Annotated in this window: 12 protein-coding genes; 2 read left to right on the forward strand and 10 right to left on the reverse strand. The window is 52.5% G+C overall.

Annotated elements, in window-relative coordinates:
- Positions 1-140: 140 nt before the first annotated feature.
- Both H7846_RS03300 and H7846_RS03305 read right to left on the reverse strand, forming a co-directional pair.
- Positions 141-1190, reverse strand: a complete 1050-nt coding sequence (locus H7846_RS03300) for a LacI family DNA-binding transcriptional regulator (protein ID WP_186695116.1) — start codon at positions 1188-1190, stop codon at positions 141-143.
- A 67-nt stretch (positions 1191-1257) separates the two neighbouring features.
- Positions 1258-2259: a sugar phosphate isomerase/epimerase family protein gene (locus H7846_RS03305; RefSeq protein ID WP_186695117.1), complete on the reverse strand. Its 1002-nt coding sequence runs from the start codon at positions 2257-2259 to the stop codon at positions 1258-1260.
- A gap of 173 nt (positions 2260-2432) precedes the next feature.
- Between H7846_RS03305 and H7846_RS03310 the strand changes: the two genes are divergently transcribed.
- Positions 2433-3347, forward strand: coding sequence for a sugar phosphate isomerase/epimerase family protein (locus H7846_RS03310; RefSeq protein WP_186695118.1), 915 nt, complete (start codon positions 2433-2435; stop codon positions 3345-3347).
- Positions 3348-3395: 48 nt separating this feature from the next.
- Here H7846_RS03310 and H7846_RS17950 read toward each other — a convergent pair whose 3' ends face one another.
- The 5 genes from H7846_RS17950 to H7846_RS03330 all read right to left on the reverse strand — a co-directional run bounded on the left by H7846_RS17950 (position 3396) and on the right by H7846_RS03330 (position 11179).
- The gene (locus H7846_RS17950) at positions 3396-3530 is read right to left on the reverse strand and encodes a hypothetical protein (RefSeq protein WP_255460821.1); all 135 of its coding nucleotides are present in this window, start codon (positions 3528-3530) and stop codon (positions 3396-3398) included.
- 89 nt (positions 3531-3619) lie between these two features.
- Positions 3620-4381, reverse strand: coding sequence for a glucosamine-6-phosphate deaminase (locus tag H7846_RS03315; protein WP_186695119.1), 762 nt, complete (start codon positions 4379-4381; stop codon positions 3620-3622).
- Positions 4382-4402: 21 nt separating this feature from the next.
- A complete protein-coding gene (locus tag H7846_RS03320; protein ID WP_186695120.1) occupies positions 4403-5920 on the reverse strand; it encodes a sodium:solute symporter family protein in 1518 nt (505 codons plus the stop codon).
- 487 nt (positions 5921-6407) lie between these two features.
- Positions 6408-9980 (reverse strand): TonB-dependent receptor, encoded by a 3573-nt coding sequence (locus H7846_RS03325; RefSeq protein WP_186695121.1) that lies wholly within the window; start codon positions 9978-9980, stop codon positions 6408-6410.
- A 188-nt stretch (positions 9981-10168) separates the two neighbouring features.
- Positions 10169-11179 carry a helix-turn-helix domain-containing protein gene (locus H7846_RS03330; protein WP_186695122.1) on the reverse strand — a complete coding sequence of 337 codons (1011 nt, stop codon included), beginning with the start codon at positions 11177-11179 and terminating at the stop codon, positions 10169-10171.
- 209 nt (positions 11180-11388) lie between these two features.
- Here H7846_RS03330 and eat point away from each other — a divergent pair, with 209 nt between their 5' ends.
- Entirely contained in the window at positions 11389-12762 is a 1374-nt protein-coding gene (gene eat / locus H7846_RS03335) for an ethanolamine permease (RefSeq protein ID WP_186695123.1), read from the forward strand.
- 32 nt (positions 12763-12794) lie between these two features.
- On the opposite strand, the gene H7846_RS03340 is transcribed toward eat, so the two are convergent.
- Genes H7846_RS03340 through H7846_RS03350 form a run of 3 tightly spaced genes read right to left on the reverse strand, consistent with a single transcriptional unit; the run spans position 12795 to position 16404 of the window.
- Complete coding sequence (locus H7846_RS03340; protein ID WP_186695124.1) at positions 12795-14216, reverse strand: aldehyde dehydrogenase family protein; 1422 nt, start codon at positions 14214-14216, stop codon at positions 12795-12797.
- A gap of 2 nt (positions 14217-14218) precedes the next feature.
- A complete protein-coding gene (locus H7846_RS03345; protein WP_186695125.1) occupies positions 14219-14992 on the reverse strand; it encodes a glucose 1-dehydrogenase in 774 nt (257 codons plus the stop codon).
- Positions 14993-15042: 50 nt separating this feature from the next.
- Entirely contained in the window at positions 15043-16404 is a 1362-nt protein-coding gene (locus H7846_RS03350) for a glutamine synthetase family protein (protein WP_186695126.1), read from the reverse strand.
- Positions 16405-16421: the final 17 nt, after the last annotated feature.

Here is a 16421-nt window from a genome sequence, read left to right on the forward strand (position 1 = left end):
CCGACACACATCTCTCCAGATAAAGAATAAGGAGAGGGTAGATGTGTGTGTTGGCTCGAACGCTATCATGCAATCGATTGCAAAATCAATCGAATTTTACCCATTTGCATAGCCATCAGGCCCCCTATTGATATGGTTCCTTAGGATTGGACGCGGTGTCGGCCAGATTTGTGCGCTTGCGCTTTGTGGGTGCCAGAAGCAGGGCCTGTTGTTCCACGGATCACAAGCCATGTATCGAGAACGCACCGAACGTCTCCAAGCTTTCTTGTCTGGAACACACCTAGCAATAGGTCTGCGGCCATGCGTCCGGCCTCGTCGCATCGGGCAGAGACACTTGTAAGGGCAGGATAGGTTGATGCGCCAAGAACGTCGTCACATCCAATCACGGAGAAGTCCTGCGGGACAGTAACTCCTCTTTCGGCTAGACCAGCGAGTACGCCATGAGCGACGAAATCGTCGAATGTGATGGCAGCCGTGACATTGAGCTTCAGAATTGAGTCAGTAATCTCTTTGCCTGCCTCAAAGCTCGGATGTCTCGCATGAACGGAGCGAATACGTATCTTGTGTCTTGCAGATGCCTGATCTACCGCCAGGTGGCGCTGTTGATCGGACCAGGATGCTGCAGGCCCGCTGACATACACCAGTCCCTTATGTCCGAGACTTGCGAGGTGAGCCACCGCAGCATCAATCCCTACTACAGGATCGATAAGTACACGCGGCAGGCCTGCCGTATCGCGATTAATCAATACCACCGGTTGGCGCTGTGCTAATTCCAGGATCCGTTTATTCTGCAGACGTGACGAGGCAAGGATGAACCCTTCCACTTGCATCACTAGCTTGTTGACGAGCCTTAACTCTCGAGCGGGGTCTTCGTAAGAGTCGCCGAGAAAGACACTGAAGCCCGCCGCGTCTGCTGTGGCCTGAGCGGCACGAAGCAGCGGGGGGAAAAAAGGGTTTGCAATATCAGGAACAATGATGGCAATGTTGCCCTGTCGGCCTGTACTGAGTGCGCGCGCCATAGGATTAGGCAGGTAGCCCAGTTGGGTTGCAACGCTGCGAACTTGGGCCACTGTATCTTCCCGAAGCATCTCTGGGCGGCTGAAAGCCCGGGAGACGGTTGACGTGGAGACTCCAGCCACCTTAGCAACATCGCTAATAGTAGGGGCGGGAAGCGGCTTTGTCGATGGCATAGCTGTAAGTGTACGGCGACCTTATCGAAATGCAAAAAATCGTAAAAATGTCTCGATGCGCTGCGATTTATCTTTCGGCGGCCGGTATGGCCTTTCGCTTCTTTTGAAGTTCCAGTTCGCGGGCAGTGGGGGGATTGCGTTTTGGATCCCGAAATGTGTTGTCAATTAGGTCCTGCAGATAAAGTTTGGACAGTTTGATATCGGCGATCTGCTGCGGGCCTGAAATCTCTCGTTCAATTGTGATGGTGCGTGTGTAGTTCACATCCCGCAGCCTTCTGAAGAGGGTCGGAAAATCGACCTTTCCGGTGCCGATGGGAACTTCTTCGCCGAGATCGCGCGGATTCTTCGGGAAAAGCCCATCCTTCATGTGCGTGCCACGTACCAGGTGTCCGAATACATCCATAGCGTCGACAGGGTTGCCCTTACCGTAGAGGATCAGATTGGCCGTGTCGAGATTGACGAAGACGTTGCCAGTGCCAACGTCCTGGATCATGCGTAGCATCGTAATCGGCGTCTCTTCTCCGGTTTCGCACAGGAGCATAATCCCTTGTTCCTTGCAGTGCTGTGCAACTTCCTTAATTGCGGTGATTGCACTTTCATAAAGGGAGTCGTTTGGGTCTTCCGGAATGAAACCCAGATGCGTGTGAATTGATGGAATGCCGCAAGTCTTAGCGAAATCTGCTGCAAACTTCAGAGCATCAATTCGCTCCCTGCGATATTTTGAGGGAACAATGCCGATTGTCTGCGGTCCTTGGTAGAAGTCAAAGATCCTTGGCCCGGGCTTGTGCTCGCTGAGTGCTGACACCTGTACATCGTATTTTTTTGTGGCAGCCAGAAGCGGAGCGGTTTGGCTCATGGAGAGCTCATCAAAGTAAATCTGACAAGTAGGAATCCCCAGATCGTACACATGCCTGATGGTGTCCTCAGCTGTTCCGCCTTTAGTTACTTTTACGACAAGTCCAAGACGCGGAATACTTGTGTTCTGAGGCTGGACTGGTTCGGCTTTCATCTGAAAGGTAGTACTTGCAAGGCTCGTCGTGGCGAGTTGAATAAAGCTACGGCGGTTCATCGGCTACTCTCCTTGAGGTCTTAGCGAAATCTAGAGTTGCGATTAGGTGGTAGCATATCATGCAATCGATTGCATGATATGACAAAACTTGCTACTGTTTTAGAGGTTTTTATTCGGTGTTACCTAGCTCAACCTATATCACTGCATGCTCATCTCAAGCCCGGAGGAGTCTCATGGAAAATCATCTTGCCCGTCGCCAGTTTCTAAAGACAGTCAGCGCTTCCTTGTTTGCTGGTGGGTTGATGCAGCCAGTTACTACGCAAGCGCAGAGCACTTCTGATGCTGGCGAAACAGCCAAGACCGCACGGTTGTTCTCAGGTTGTTGCGCTTATACCTATCGCCATGCGTTTGCTAATGGCTCGCTGACGCTTGAAAGCTTTATTCAAAAGGCTGTTGATCTGCACCTCAATGGCGTAGATATGACGGTTTATTACATGAAGAGCACTGATCCTGGCTACATCGAGAATCTACGCTATCTGGGCTATAAAAATGGTGTTCCATTTTCCGGAGCAGCATGCGGTGCAAGCCTGGTTCAGGCCGATGCCGCAAAGCGTGCCGAAGCGCTCGCTGATGTGAAGAAATGGATTGATGTCACGGAGCGTCTTGGTGCCTCACACCTGCGAGTGTTTGCAGGTAAGCTGCCATCAAGCGCATCCATGAAAGATGCCATCACATGGGTTGTCGATGGGATGAAGGCCGCCAGCGATTATTCCGGTAAAAAGGGAATTGTGCTTGGTTTGGAAGATCACGATGGTGTGTCGCAAACTGCGGACGTATGTTTAGAGATTATGCATCGCGTTAACTCAAAATACGTTGGCATCAATATCGATATCTCACACTTTGTTCCGACAAAGGAGCAAGATTCATACGCTCAAATTGCTGCATGCATTCCCTATGCAACCCACACGCATATTCGAAATACATTCGATGATGGGTCGCCAATCGACATGGACCGAGTTTGGAAGATGTTTGCTGATGCTGGGTACAAGGGCTATATGTCGTATGAAGGGGAAGAGAAGAGCTTGACTGGGATCCCTACGCAGATTGCCGAGATCCAGCGGCTATGTAAGAAATACTCTACTGTTTAATTGGATTGGCTTGATACAAACAGGCCCCTGGAGAACAGCCTCGTCTGTTCAACGAAAACGAGTAAGATCTGCGCGTCGCCAGTTCAGGCGTTCTGCGTCCGTAGCCATTGCGAGTAATTCGACCAGCGATAGTCCATCACTCATCTGATTGATCGTGATGCAGAGAAAGGGTGACGAGGTCATGACTTGCCTCATGCCAGCGTTCGAACTCAGCCCGTGACGGTTGGCGAACAAATTCGGATCTTTAGTGCCAAAGATGTTTTCTCGGTGATCTACCGGTTGAGCCGTGCGCTTGATTCGCGATCGAGATATATCGTGCAATGCGGATGAGTGCGCAACGCGGTGGCCGGCCATTCGCCACTGATTGGATATTCAACCATAGCCTTTACAGCCGCGCTTTTATTGGCTCCTGGAACGCAACAGAAGAGCCGTTGTCCGCTAAGCAGAGTGGGCACTGTCAATGAAATTGCTTTACGCGGTACGTCAGAGATTGTCGCAAAACAATCATCATCGACTTGCTGCTGTCTGCAGATCTCGTCTAACTCCACTTCCTTTACCGCAAGCGGATCTTCAAGGTTCGCAGGGGGATCGTTAAACGCTAGATGTCCATTCGCGCCTATGCCGAGCAGTACAAAATCGATGGGTGCCTCGGCAAGCTTGCTGGCATATTGCCGGCTGGCTGCCGCAGGATCATCTCCTGGTTCAATCAGATGGTAGGCTGCGAAAGGAACCCGATCGAATATGACCTTGCGCAGCCAATTGCCGAATCGCTGGGGAGCATCGGAGGGCAGACCGACGTACTCGTCCATGTGGAAGGCCGTGATACGACTCCAGTCGATATAGGGTTTGGCGATCAAGGCAGACAGCATCTCACTCTGGCTGGGCGCTGCGGCCAGAACGATGCGCAGGTGTGACTTCTGTTGAAGGCCTTTGCGGAGTGCGTCCGCGATATCCGAGGCGGCTAGTCTTCCCATCTCCACGCGCGTGTCTGCGATACGAATATCCATTGAGGTTCTTAGTGTCGTCGTATTCATGAGAATAGATTGCCAGAGAGGTTATCGAAGTGGCAAAACGGTTTCTTCAACATCAGAATCAAAGGCCATCAGCAAAGCGTCCGAGTCCTCGTTTGTTGATGGAATGATAAAACCAAGGGCGATATAGGTGACCAAAGCAGTTAACATGGGGGCTCCCACGGTAAAGGTATTCGTGTATTGCGAGCTTAGGGTGAGCCAATTCTGCGGTGGAAATATCTTTAATGCACCAAAAGTTATCGCACCTACAAGCCAACATCCAATAGCAGCGGCAGGGCCACTCCTGCGGAAAGGGAAGAGCAGACCAAGAAGAATGGGAATAGCGATCGGTCCACTTAAAGCGCCGTACCAGAGAATCACAATACCAATCACCCCTCCAAGATGAGAGGCGAAGAGTGCCAGTACCATACTGAATAAGAGGAATAAGAAAGTGACGATCCGGCCTAACAGGAGCTGCGGAGAGTCCTTCAGTTTCGCCCGTTGACCGCGGAGAACAGGAATGATGTCGCGAACAATCACCGCGGAAACTGCATTAGCATCCGACGATGTCATGGCCATGGTATGAGCAAACAGTCCGGCCAGTACTAGTCCGATCAATCCCGACGGAAGAAGCGTCTGGGTAAGCAAAGCGTAAGACTCCGATGGGTCCTGCAGGTGCGGGAAGATGAGTGGAGCTGCCCACATGGGAAAGAACAGGATCGGCGGCCATAGCAAATAGAGCACTGCAGAAAGCGCTGCTGATCTGCGAGCATCGGCAGATGTCGGCGAGGCAAGAAACCGCTGCGCCAGACTCCAACTTCCGCCGTTGTATGAGAGCATATTGACGAAGAAATACGTGGCGGCAAACAAAGCCGAATATTCGCCGTGGAACGGCTTTAGATGATCTGGTGGCAAAAGTTTCCACATATGCCAGAGCGAGCTGACTCCACCCAGTCTGATCAGGACTGCGACCAGCATAGAGATACCGGCGACCAGTTGAATGATGAATTGGCTTAGGTCGGTAAGCGCGTCCGCCCAAAGTCCTCCCATCACGGAGTAGATCACCGTGACGCCGCCCGTGAGCAGGACCCCCCACAGAAAGGGTACTCCCGCGAACACGTGCAAGAGAATTGCGGACGCACTCCACTTAGCGCCGACATCGAAGACCTTCAGAAAGGCTCCACTCCATCCAAGCAGCTGTTGTGTGGGAAGGTTATATCTGATCTTCAGATATTCCAGCGGTGAGATGACATTAAATCGCTGCCTCATGCGAGCCCATCTTGCTGGAAAAATCCCCATGCCCAACAGCAATGAGAGCGCAATTGACAGAGCCCACCAGAAGTAGACGCTGATTCCTAAGGTGTAGGCCAGTGCCGCATAGCCAACAAAGACTGCCGAGCTGTATCCGGACATGTGATGTGAGATTCCGGAAAGCCACCACGGCATGGAGCCGCCCGCGGTAAAAAAATCGCTGGCATTCCTCACTTTTTTGCGCGCCCAGTAACCTACGCCGATCATCAGGGCAAAGTAGGCTCCAAGAACTAACCAGGCAAAGAATCCCATAGATTCAACTCTCGTTTGTCCAGAAAACATCATCTCATGCAATCGATTGCATTGCAAAAGGATGGCTCGGGCATTATCGAATATGCGGCAATGAGGTTTTTACATATCTCTGAAACGCTCGAGGAATTCACCAGAGAGTGCTTCGCTATAAGATTTCCGTTATCCTCGCAATCTTTCTAGTCCCTGCAGGCTTCTATCTGGCCTATCGTAATAAGTCCGTTGTGGCAGATGCTTGAGACATAAATTAGCAGAACCTGCGTTGCTAAATCGACTCACAGCTATGTACGCAGTTTTGACTTTCAAATGATTCGATCTCTTATCGGGCCGAGACACAGGCGATAGCATGATGATTTGCAAAGGTGCCTCCAGAGCAAGATGGATACTGGCTGGTGGCCATGTTTTTGGGAAATTCGTTTCTCCTTCTTATCTTATATATAGCTATGCGAGGGCCGTGGCCCTCGCATTTTGCTTTGCCTGTTGTTGTGTTTTAGAAATCGAGACGAACCGCAACCTGACCATTTCGAGCACCGAGCACCGAAGTGCCTGACCCCGAGTCGAGTGTCCCCGTGATTCGCCCGAAGGTGGGAGAACTAACGTTCATGTTCGGATCGCCGAGATTGGTGTGGTTCAATACGTTCTGGAAGGTGCCTTCAGCCCGCAAACGCACTCGCTCCGTAATCGCGAAGGACTTGCTCAGGCCGGAGCTGAGGCTAACCGTACCGGGGCCAACGATCACGCCCGTGCCAGCATTACCAAAGCGACCAATCGGCAAAGGAACAGGGCCGCTTCCGCTGCCTGTCGTGCAGGGAGTCCCTTGCTGCCAGTTTGGATTTCCAGGACACGTGAACGCAGCCTTGTTCACCCATGTCATCCGCGTACGGTTCGAGGGTGAGATCGGCGCACTGGCTACGCGATCCGGATACTGGTTGCGATGTCCGGGATCGTATCCGGTACCGGAGCCATTGAGGCCAGACCCTGTACCCGATGGATCGCCTTGTCCGCTGGGGAAGTAGGGAGATTCAAATGGACCCGATTGTAGAAGGAAGATGTTCGTCATCTGCCATCCGCCAACGAGCAGATCGAGCATGTGCGACATATTGCCACCATACATTCGACCACGGCCGAATGGAAGGTCGTAGACCATGGTCGTATTCCACAGGCTGCGACGCGTGCCGTACACATTGCCGAAATCAACGCGGTGATCCAGAATCGTCGTGGCTCTGCCGCCGCCGGCTTCACCAGTGAAACTGGTGCTACCCGGGCCTTGGTTATTGGCCAGTCCCTTGGCAAAGGTGTAGATCGAATCGAACTGCAGGCCGTTGTGATAGCGATGCGCGAACTCAAGCTGCATGGAGTTATAGTTCGAATTCGCACCCGTATCGCGGGTATTGATGCGCCCCCAGTTCGGGAAGCGACGCGCGCTCAGCGGCTGATTGTATGCCGAAACCGTGCTTGAGAACGGCAGTGTGTTTTCGTCCGGCGCATACACCAGATGGCGTGTGATCGAACCGATATACGACAGACGCATTGTGTAGCCCTGCCCCAGGTCCTGGTCGATACCCAGTGACCATTGCTCCGTGTAAGGGTCTTTCCAGTTAGTACTGTTTGCTGTACCGAAGTAGCCCTGACCATAGCAGGTGAAGCAGCCGCCGTTGCCGGCGCCGGCATAGATGTTGGGCCATTGGTATCCGATGGCGTTGGTCGTTGGGTTGTAGGTGTTGGTGTACTGCGTGGTCTGCGCCTGAAGCGTGCCGGTCAGCGAGTAGAAGTTGCTGCCCAGCAGCGTGATGTTGTACATGCCAAAGCCGCCGCGCACCGAGGTCTTGGTGTTGCTGAACGGACGCCACGCAAAGCCGAAGCGCGGCATAATCCGGTACTTCGGATAATGCTTCAACCCACCTGGATAACCAGCCTGGCTGTTGGAGAGCACGGGCATGCACGGTGCTCCGTTGATGGTTGCGCCTGAGCTGGTGCCGTAGGGCATGCAGGCGTTGGCGCTTGCCAGAAAGCCAGTCGCCAGCAGATTCGAGAATCCGTCCGGATAGATTACCGAACCCGAAAGCGCGCGCGACGGGTCGAAGTTGCCGATGTCGCCATGGACGTCGGAGTATGGCGGATGCAGTTCGTACCGCACTCCGTAGCTAAGAGTCAGGTTCGGCGTAGCAGCCCATTGATCCTGAGCGTAGAAGTGGTAATGTGTCGATTTGCCGTTGTTGTCCTGGCTCACCACATCGTAGAACGTCTGGTACGGAAGTCCCAGTAGAAAGTCCGCAAAGTCGACGCCAGTAAACAGTCCTTGGCTGCCACTGGTATTGAAGCCAAACGTGCCATAGTTGTCGGCGCCATTGAAACCGAGCGGAGTAATCGCCTGGATGGTGCGGATGTCGAGGCCAAACTTCAACTGGTGCTTACCCAGCGACCAGCTTAGACCGTCAGTGTAGACCGAGGTATTCGATTGCGAAACCGAATCCAGACGATCAGCATCGAGGTTCGTCAGATTGTTGAAGTCCAGCTCCGGAAGACCATTGTAGAAAAGATTCTGCAATCCATTCAGCCCTAGGCCATTGGTAAAGTCTTTTCCATTGAAGCTGTTCGTGGTGCCGGAGGAGTAGCGCGTAAAACCATAGCCAAACTCGTTGATCAGTCGTGGTGTGATGGTGTAGTTGGCGTCGACCTTCAGTACGCGCGATTTAATCGTGTTTTGCGATCCCTGCACACTTAGGGTTTGCGGCTGGTTCTGCGGGAAGTTCTTCCAGGTATACCTTCCCCAAACCAGAAATTTTTGATTGCTGCCGAAATACTGATCGCCGCGGATATCAAACTGATTTGAACTTTTGCTCTGATCTTTGTTTGTAATATAGTTCGCCGATCCGTCATCGATGTAGGAGCCGATGTTTCCAGTATTGGGATCCGGGAAGAACTGCAATAGCTTCTGCGTAGCTGCGTTGATGGAAGACGAAGGCAGCACCTTTCCGTAGCTGGCTCCTGTGAAAGGGTTTTGCAGCCCCGCAAAGCCCGGAGAGTTATAGTTTGAGAAATCGCCCTTCTTCATCGCCGCCGTCGGCACAACATACCGCTTTGTCGTCTGAGCCGGATACCGCCAGCCTTCGTAGTCACCAAAAATGAAGGTGCGGTTTCGACCGTTATACAGGTGCGGAATTACTACCGGACCGCCAAAGCTGGCCCCGAATGTATTGGCAACCAGCTTCGGCTTCGTCGGTGTAATCGGAAACGTATAAGGGATGGCATTGAATGCCGCGTTTTGGTGATACCAGAATGCAGATCCGTGCATCACGTTCGTGCCGCCCTTGGTAATGACCGTAATCTCGCCTGGCTGCCCAAACTCAGCGCTGTTCTGCGTTCCATCGGCCCTCATCTCCGAGATGCCTTCGCTCGACGGGAATGCGTCGCCTAACGGACCACTGCCTGAGGTGTTCTGCACTGTAATGCCATCAACCGAAATTTCTGTTTGGAATGGCAGGCCGCCCTGCAACGAGAAGGCGCCCTTAGCGGCCTGAACCCCAGGGAGTGTTCCTACAATATTGATGGCGCTGGTTCCAGTGCTGCTTGCCCGCGTGTTTACCGGCAGAGTAGCAATCTGCTTCGTGTTATAGCTGCTGCTGATCGAAGGGTCGTCTGTCTCGACGCCATTGACTGCTTCGGCAGAAACGACCATCTCCTGTTGAACGCTTCCGGCGTGCATCGTCGCATCGATACGGAGATCCTGGCGAGCAGCAAGGATAGCGTTTGTGACCGACCATTTCGCAAAGCCCGGCGCGGTCACCTGTACAGTGTAGTGACCGGCCTTTGCGTCGATAAATCGATAGTTACCGTCGGAACCGGTAGTGGCCGTACGGCTGGTTCCTTCATCGACGTTCATCAGGGTGACGGTAGCATTTGGAATAACGGCATTTGCTGAATCATGCACGTTTCCGATGACAGAACCTTGAATGGACTGCGCATTACTGTTCGCGGTTGGAAGAGCGATACAGAGTAATCCCAGAACAAAGGTCAATCTTCCTGGTCGCTTTAGATGGTGGAACTTGGAGCGGTTCGGCATTTGGCTTCCTCCGTAAATCAAGCATGACTTTCAGATTTTCAAGTGGTACCTATTTGGGATGCGGTGTGAGAGCTGCTTTTGCGCAAGGCCGCAAGTCGGGCCGTGGAGTCACTGCGCAAACAGGATCCACAACATCGCAAATGGAAAATCTTGCTGCTGCGAGAATACGAATCTAGGAGAATGGGTCGTTATCGAGATTCGGCAAAAGAATAGATATGGGCGCTTCGAAGCAAGCTATCGGAAGGGCGTTCTCCGAACAACTTCTTGTAATCACATGCAAACTGGCTCGGATTCCAAAATCCCCACTCCGCTGCGAGATCTTGGACTCCTTGCGTCCCCGGGATAGCGGTGCGCAAAGCGCGGCGAACGCCATTCAAGCGCAGAACACGCAGATAGGCGTTCGGGCTAACGCCACAGACCTCATGAAACGCATATTGCAGTGTACGGCGACTTACCCCGAAGGTTCTACAGAGTCTTGGGATCGAAATTGGTTCATCCTTGTGGTCCAGAACAAAATCACGGACCCGATGCATAAGGCGATAACGTCCCATCAATGTCAATGACGGTGTCTCGGGAGAAGTTCCCGCCGTGCAGGCTTCAGCAATCAAGCTGAGCAGTGCTTCACGCAGAGACTCCTGAACGTTTTGGTTCTCCAGGTATAGTTCTCCCGTTTTGAATACCACCGCAAGAGAATTTGTCAGATGTTGACGTGCCTTGGCGCAGGGGCGGAGAACCTCAGACTCCAAGGCAGAAATTTTGAGGTCGACGTGCTCCATCTCAGCGATGTATTTGAGCAAATGTTCTGTATCGATAACTACGCCAAGAATCCGGAATGAAGCTGGTGTGACGAGTTCGAACGCGCGTCCTCCGGGCCGCACTGCGATATCGACACGATCGAGTAAGCGCGCACCGATCCGGCCGCAGAGGCCGTCGCTTACAGGAATTCCGAACCAACTCGCTCCCTTCCACACCAGGCAGCTCTGGCGTAAAGCATGACTCGTTGTCTCCTCAAAAACCTGCATCTGGGGGCCAAGCCAAAACTCACGTAGGATCCCCTGGAATCTTCCCGGAGCCAGTTGATCGTACGTCTGCTTCCAGCGGGTCAAATTGGCAGCATGATCGTCGGCGTCATTCGACGTAGCAACCCGAATCCCGTCTGATGCAGAATGGGGCAACGGAAATCCATCCAATTGCGTCATCCGCAGACTCCTTATGGAAGAATGGTTCAATTATGCGTCAGCAATGGTTACAGTAGAAGAAATTTTGCAAGCAGCGAGGATGAGTCGGGAAAAGCAACAAACCTCTTATGCGACTGGCTCACATCTCTTTTTGCCGAATCTCGCTAGTGGTGCGAGCGGGGTTGTCGCCTACACTAGGACTCTCTATTTAACCGTCTGAGGTACGACTTGTGTCACAAGAAGTACATTTGAAGGCGACGCTCGGCACCGTTCAGCTCTGGGCCATCGCCGTTGGTCTGGTGATCTCCGGAGAGTACTTTGGCTGGAGTTATGGCTGGGCCAGTGCTGGGACACTCGGCTTTCTGATTACAACCGTTTTTGTGGCAGCAATGTATACCGCCTTCATATTCTGTTTTACCGAACTGACTACCTCAATCCCTCACGCCGGAGGTCCATTTGCTTACGCGCAACGAGCCTTCGGTCCCACCGGAGCATATCTGGCTGGGGCCGCTACTCTGATCGAGTTCGTTTTCGCACCTCCGGCCATTGCGCTTGCGATCGGGTCTTATCTAAATCTGCAATTTCCCTCACTGGTACCGCGTACTGCGGCGGTAATTGCTTATATCGTCTTTATGCTGCTGAATATTGTTGGCGTGCAGGTCGCTGCTACCTTCGAACTGTTCGTCACCTTGCTTGCCATTGGAGAGTTGCTGGTCTTCATGGCGGTAGTCTTTCCCGGAGCACATCTTAGTAACTTTGTCAGTCACGGATGGGCTGGCAGCAATCACATATCCCCTCATCTATTCGGTGGTTTGTTCGCGTCAATTCCGTTTGCGATCTGGTTTTTCTTGGCTATCGAGGGTGTTGCAATGGCTGCCGAAGAAGCTCGCGAGCCTAAGCGTTCGATCCCGATTGCTTATCTCACCGGTATAGGAACACTTTTGCTGCTTGCCTTTGGCGTAATGATATTTGCTGGCTCAGCAGGCGATTGGCGTATGTTGGCAAATATTAATGATCCTCTGCCACAAGCAATGAAGCTGATTGTCGGAGCGCGAAGCGGATGGTTGCATATGTTGGTATGGCTAGGGCTCTTTGGCCTGATTGCATCTTTTCACGGAATCATTCTCGGCTACTCGCGCCAAATCTATGCTTTGGCGCGAGCGGGATATTTGCCAAGCTTCCTTGGCGCGATCCATCCTTCTTTCGGTACACCTTGGCTTGCCATTCTTGCTGGCGGTGTCGTCGGCATTGCTGCGATCTTCAGCGATAAGGTAATCAGTTTTGGCGGCCAACCTTTAACGGCAAACATCGTTACAGTATCAGCGCTGGGTGCACTGTTGATGTACATCCTGAGTATGGTTGCGCTCATCGTTCTTCGGAAAAAAGAACCCGAATTGCCACGCCCATTCCGCGCAATTGGTTATCCTTTCACCCCCATCTGGACATTGGCGTGCGCATGTATCGCTATCGGCAGCTTGGTGTACTACAACCGGCTGGTTTCGTTGCTATTCGTCGCGCTGCTGGTACTGGGCTATGGTATCTACAGGTTGAGCCATCGAGCCACAATGAGAGAGGCACCTGTGCTCGACCACGAGGTCCAGTGACGATCACAGGCAGCAACGCATACTTTCAACGCTTATAGAGAAATGCGTAGATGGAATGATTTCGGTTGGGTGAGCGAAGCATATCCATATCGAGAAAGACTGGCACCATGTCCGGAATCTTTTATTCCTGTCCACGGGAGCGCAGGATCCACATAATCACAGCGGTTCATAAACCAGGTGCCGCTTTCTATCTGATGTCCAATTTTCAGAGCAGCATCGGCGTCCGACGTCCAGACCGAAGCCGTCAACCCATAACGACTGTCATTCATCAGGGCCACTGCCTCGTGATCGTCTTTTACCCGCATCAGCGGAGCTACCGGTCCGAATGTTTCCTCCGTCATAATTGACATTCCATGGTTAACATCCACAAGTACCTGGGGTGCGAGGTACGGTGTGCCTGGCTTGTTACCTGGGAAAAGCGAGGTGTCCACCAAGGGCCGTGCTCCTCCCTCATGAATGGCCTCTTCCACCTTCATGCGCACTGAAGCCGCAGCCCGCTCGTTGATCACAGGGCCCAGAGTAGTTGCAGGATCCAAAGGATTGCCCAACACATACTTCTTCGTAAGCTCGACGAACCCTTCTACAAACTTTTCCCAGACATCCTGATGGACATAAATCCTTTCGACGGCGCAACAGGACTGCCCAGAGTTGAAGAACACGCCATCCACAAGGTTCTCAATCGTTTGTTCCAGAAACGCGTCCGCACGAACATAGGCCGGGTCTTTTCCTCCCAACTCTAAGCCTGTGCCGATGAAGCGCTCTCCCCGTGCGTGTTGTATGCTGTGCCCGCCAGTCACCGATCCGGTGAACGCCACAAAGTCGACTCGTGGATCACAGATTACCCGTTCTACCTGGTCATTCGTCAGGTGTAGGAACTGAAAAACTCCTTTCGGCAATCCGGCTTGTTCAAAGGATTCCGCATATCTTTCGGCGATCAGCGGGGTCTGAGGCGAAGGCTTGAGAATTACACTGTTGCCCGCCATGATGGCAGGGATGATCAAATTGCCGGAGCACAGATAGGGGTAGTTCCACGGCATAATTGCGAACACTACACCGATCGGCTCTTTGCGAATGAAGCGGCGAAAATTATCTTTCGGTTCTACCTCAAGATCCGCAAGTTCAGATTCTGCGATATCGATCATGTATTGGGACCGCTCTTGAAAACCGTTCCGAATCTCCATCGGGCTATAGCGAATCGGGCGCCCCATCTGCCATGTAAGTTCGGTTCCAAGCTGCTCGGCGCGATCAACCAGTAGTGCTACAGCTTTCCTGCAGATCGCAGCACGCTCGGCAACCGGGATAGTTTTCCACTCTCGTTGCGCCTTCTTTGCTTTGATAAGAGCAGCTTCAATTTCTACTTCGGATGCCCATGGACGTTCCACATAGACAGAGCCATCGACAGGGCTGATTGTCCTGACTTGAGAAGAACTAGCGGCAGTGCTGCTCTGTAACATGTTCACTCCGGAGTTACATAGGCGGCCGTGATGCCACCATCCACCAGAAATTCTGTGCCCGTCACAAAGGAGGAATCATCCGATGCCAGGAACAATGCAGCGCGAGCGATCTCTGCCGCCTCACCAAAGCGTCCGATGGGGATATGGACAAGCCTTCTTTGCCGTTTCTGTTCTGTATCAAGAAACTTCATCAGCAACTCAGTCCTCAGTGGTCCCGGACATAGCGCATTCACCCGGATATTCTCACGTGCGTGAATCACTGCAAGTTCACGAGTCATGGACAGCACAGCTCCCTTACTTGCTGTATAGGCAATCTGTGGAGTCGCCGCTCCAAGGAGCGCCACAAAAGATGCTGTATTCACAATGGAGCCGCCACCGGCTCTGCGTAATGCTGGAATGCCATGTTTACACCCAAAGAACACGCCCTTAGCGTTGATGTTCATTGTGATATCCCAGATATTTTCTTCAGTAGAAATTGCGTCATCGTCCTTGGGGTGCATAATTCCAGCATTGTTGAATAGCACATTCAATTTACCGAACTGTTCCTCGGTGAACGCTACCATTCGTTCACAATCCGTCGCTTTGGAAACATCCGCATGAACAAATGCTGCTTTTCCATTCTGCTGTTGGATCATCTCTACCGTTTGTTGGCCACCCTCATCATCGACATCGGAGACCACCACACAAGCGCCTTCACGCGCAAACAACAGAGAAGCTTCACGGCCAATACCACTGGAACCGCCCGTAATCAAAGCAACTTTATTCTCAAGTCTCACGATCGCCTTATCCTCTCATCGGGCCTTATGCCCTAACACGGCTGCACCCTTTAGATTCTTTCGAAATACCTTTTGCGTTCCCAGTCCGTAACTGCGCTATTGAATGCATTCTGTTCGGTTTCGAAGAAGTGGGTGTAGTGCTCTACGACTTCTTCGCCAAAAGCTTTCCGCGTGAAATCGCTGTTCGCGAAATACCGGGCAGCTTCTGCTAATGTCTTGGGCACGCGGGGGATGTCGATCGCATCATAGAGGTCTCCCGAGATGCATTCCGGAGGCTCGATCTTTTCTCTGATCCCATCGAGACCTGAAGCCAGGACTGCAGCAAAAGCGAGATAAGGATTGCAATCCGCACCCGGTATCCGGCACTCGATGCGAAGACTCGAGCCATGGCCAACGATCCGAAATCCTGCAGTGCGATTGTCGTAACTCCATGCGATACGGGTCGGCGCCCATGATCCCTCGACATACCGTTTATAGGAATTGACTGTCGGCGCATAAAACACCATGACTTCCGGAACATGACGAATCCAGCCGCCCAGAAACCAGCGAAACAAGTTCGAGCACTTTACCGGTCCACATGACTCATCACCTACGAAAGCATTGACGCCATCCCTCCACAGGCTCAGATGGATATGGCTGCTTGACCCAGCTGTGGTGGCGGAAAATTTCGCCATGAAGCTCACGCTCAATCCCTGCTGGTCCGCTATTTCCTTCATGCATTGCTTATAGATCACATGGCGGTCTGCCATCTCTAGCGTCTCTGTATGGCGCACATTGAGCTCGTGCTGGCCTGTACCCCATTCTCCTTTGGAGCTTTCCACCGGCACTCCAGAGAGCTTTAGATGATGACGCACGGCTGCCGTGAAGTTTTCATTCCGCGTTCCCTGGAGGATGTGATAATCCTCCGAATACCAGCCTGCTTCTTCCAGGCCGGAATAGTCTTTCAAAGCCGCATCGCGATAGCTATTCCGGAACAGGTAGTACTCCAATTCCGACGCAGCCATACTCTCAAGCGACAACTCACGTGCGCTTTCCAACTGCTGCTTCAGGATCGATCGGGGCGCGATGGCAACAGGCTGCCCGGTTTTCTCGCTCTTTACATCACATAGAATCATTGCTGTCTTTTCCAGCCAGCTTGCCAGTCGCAGGGTGCTTAGGTCAGGCGTCAGAAGCAGATCGCCATAGCCACTCTGCCAGCCAGTAAAACGATATCCGCTGACCGGCGCCATCTCCATATCGTTTGCCAGCAAGTAGTCACACACATGCGTACCGTGTTCGCTCACGCTTTCGAGGAACATATCTGCATCAAATCGCTTCCCAATCAGACGGCCGCAGTGATCTGTAAAGGCAACGATGACAGTCCGAATCTCATCGCGCAGAACCAGGTCTTTCAGCTCTTCCACTTTGAGCATCCCAGATATTCGAGATG

Origin of the sequence: Edaphobacter sp. 4G125 (genome assembly GCF_014274685.1) — a bacterium.
Lineage (GTDB): Bacteria > Acidobacteriota > Terriglobia > Terriglobales > Acidobacteriaceae > Edaphobacter.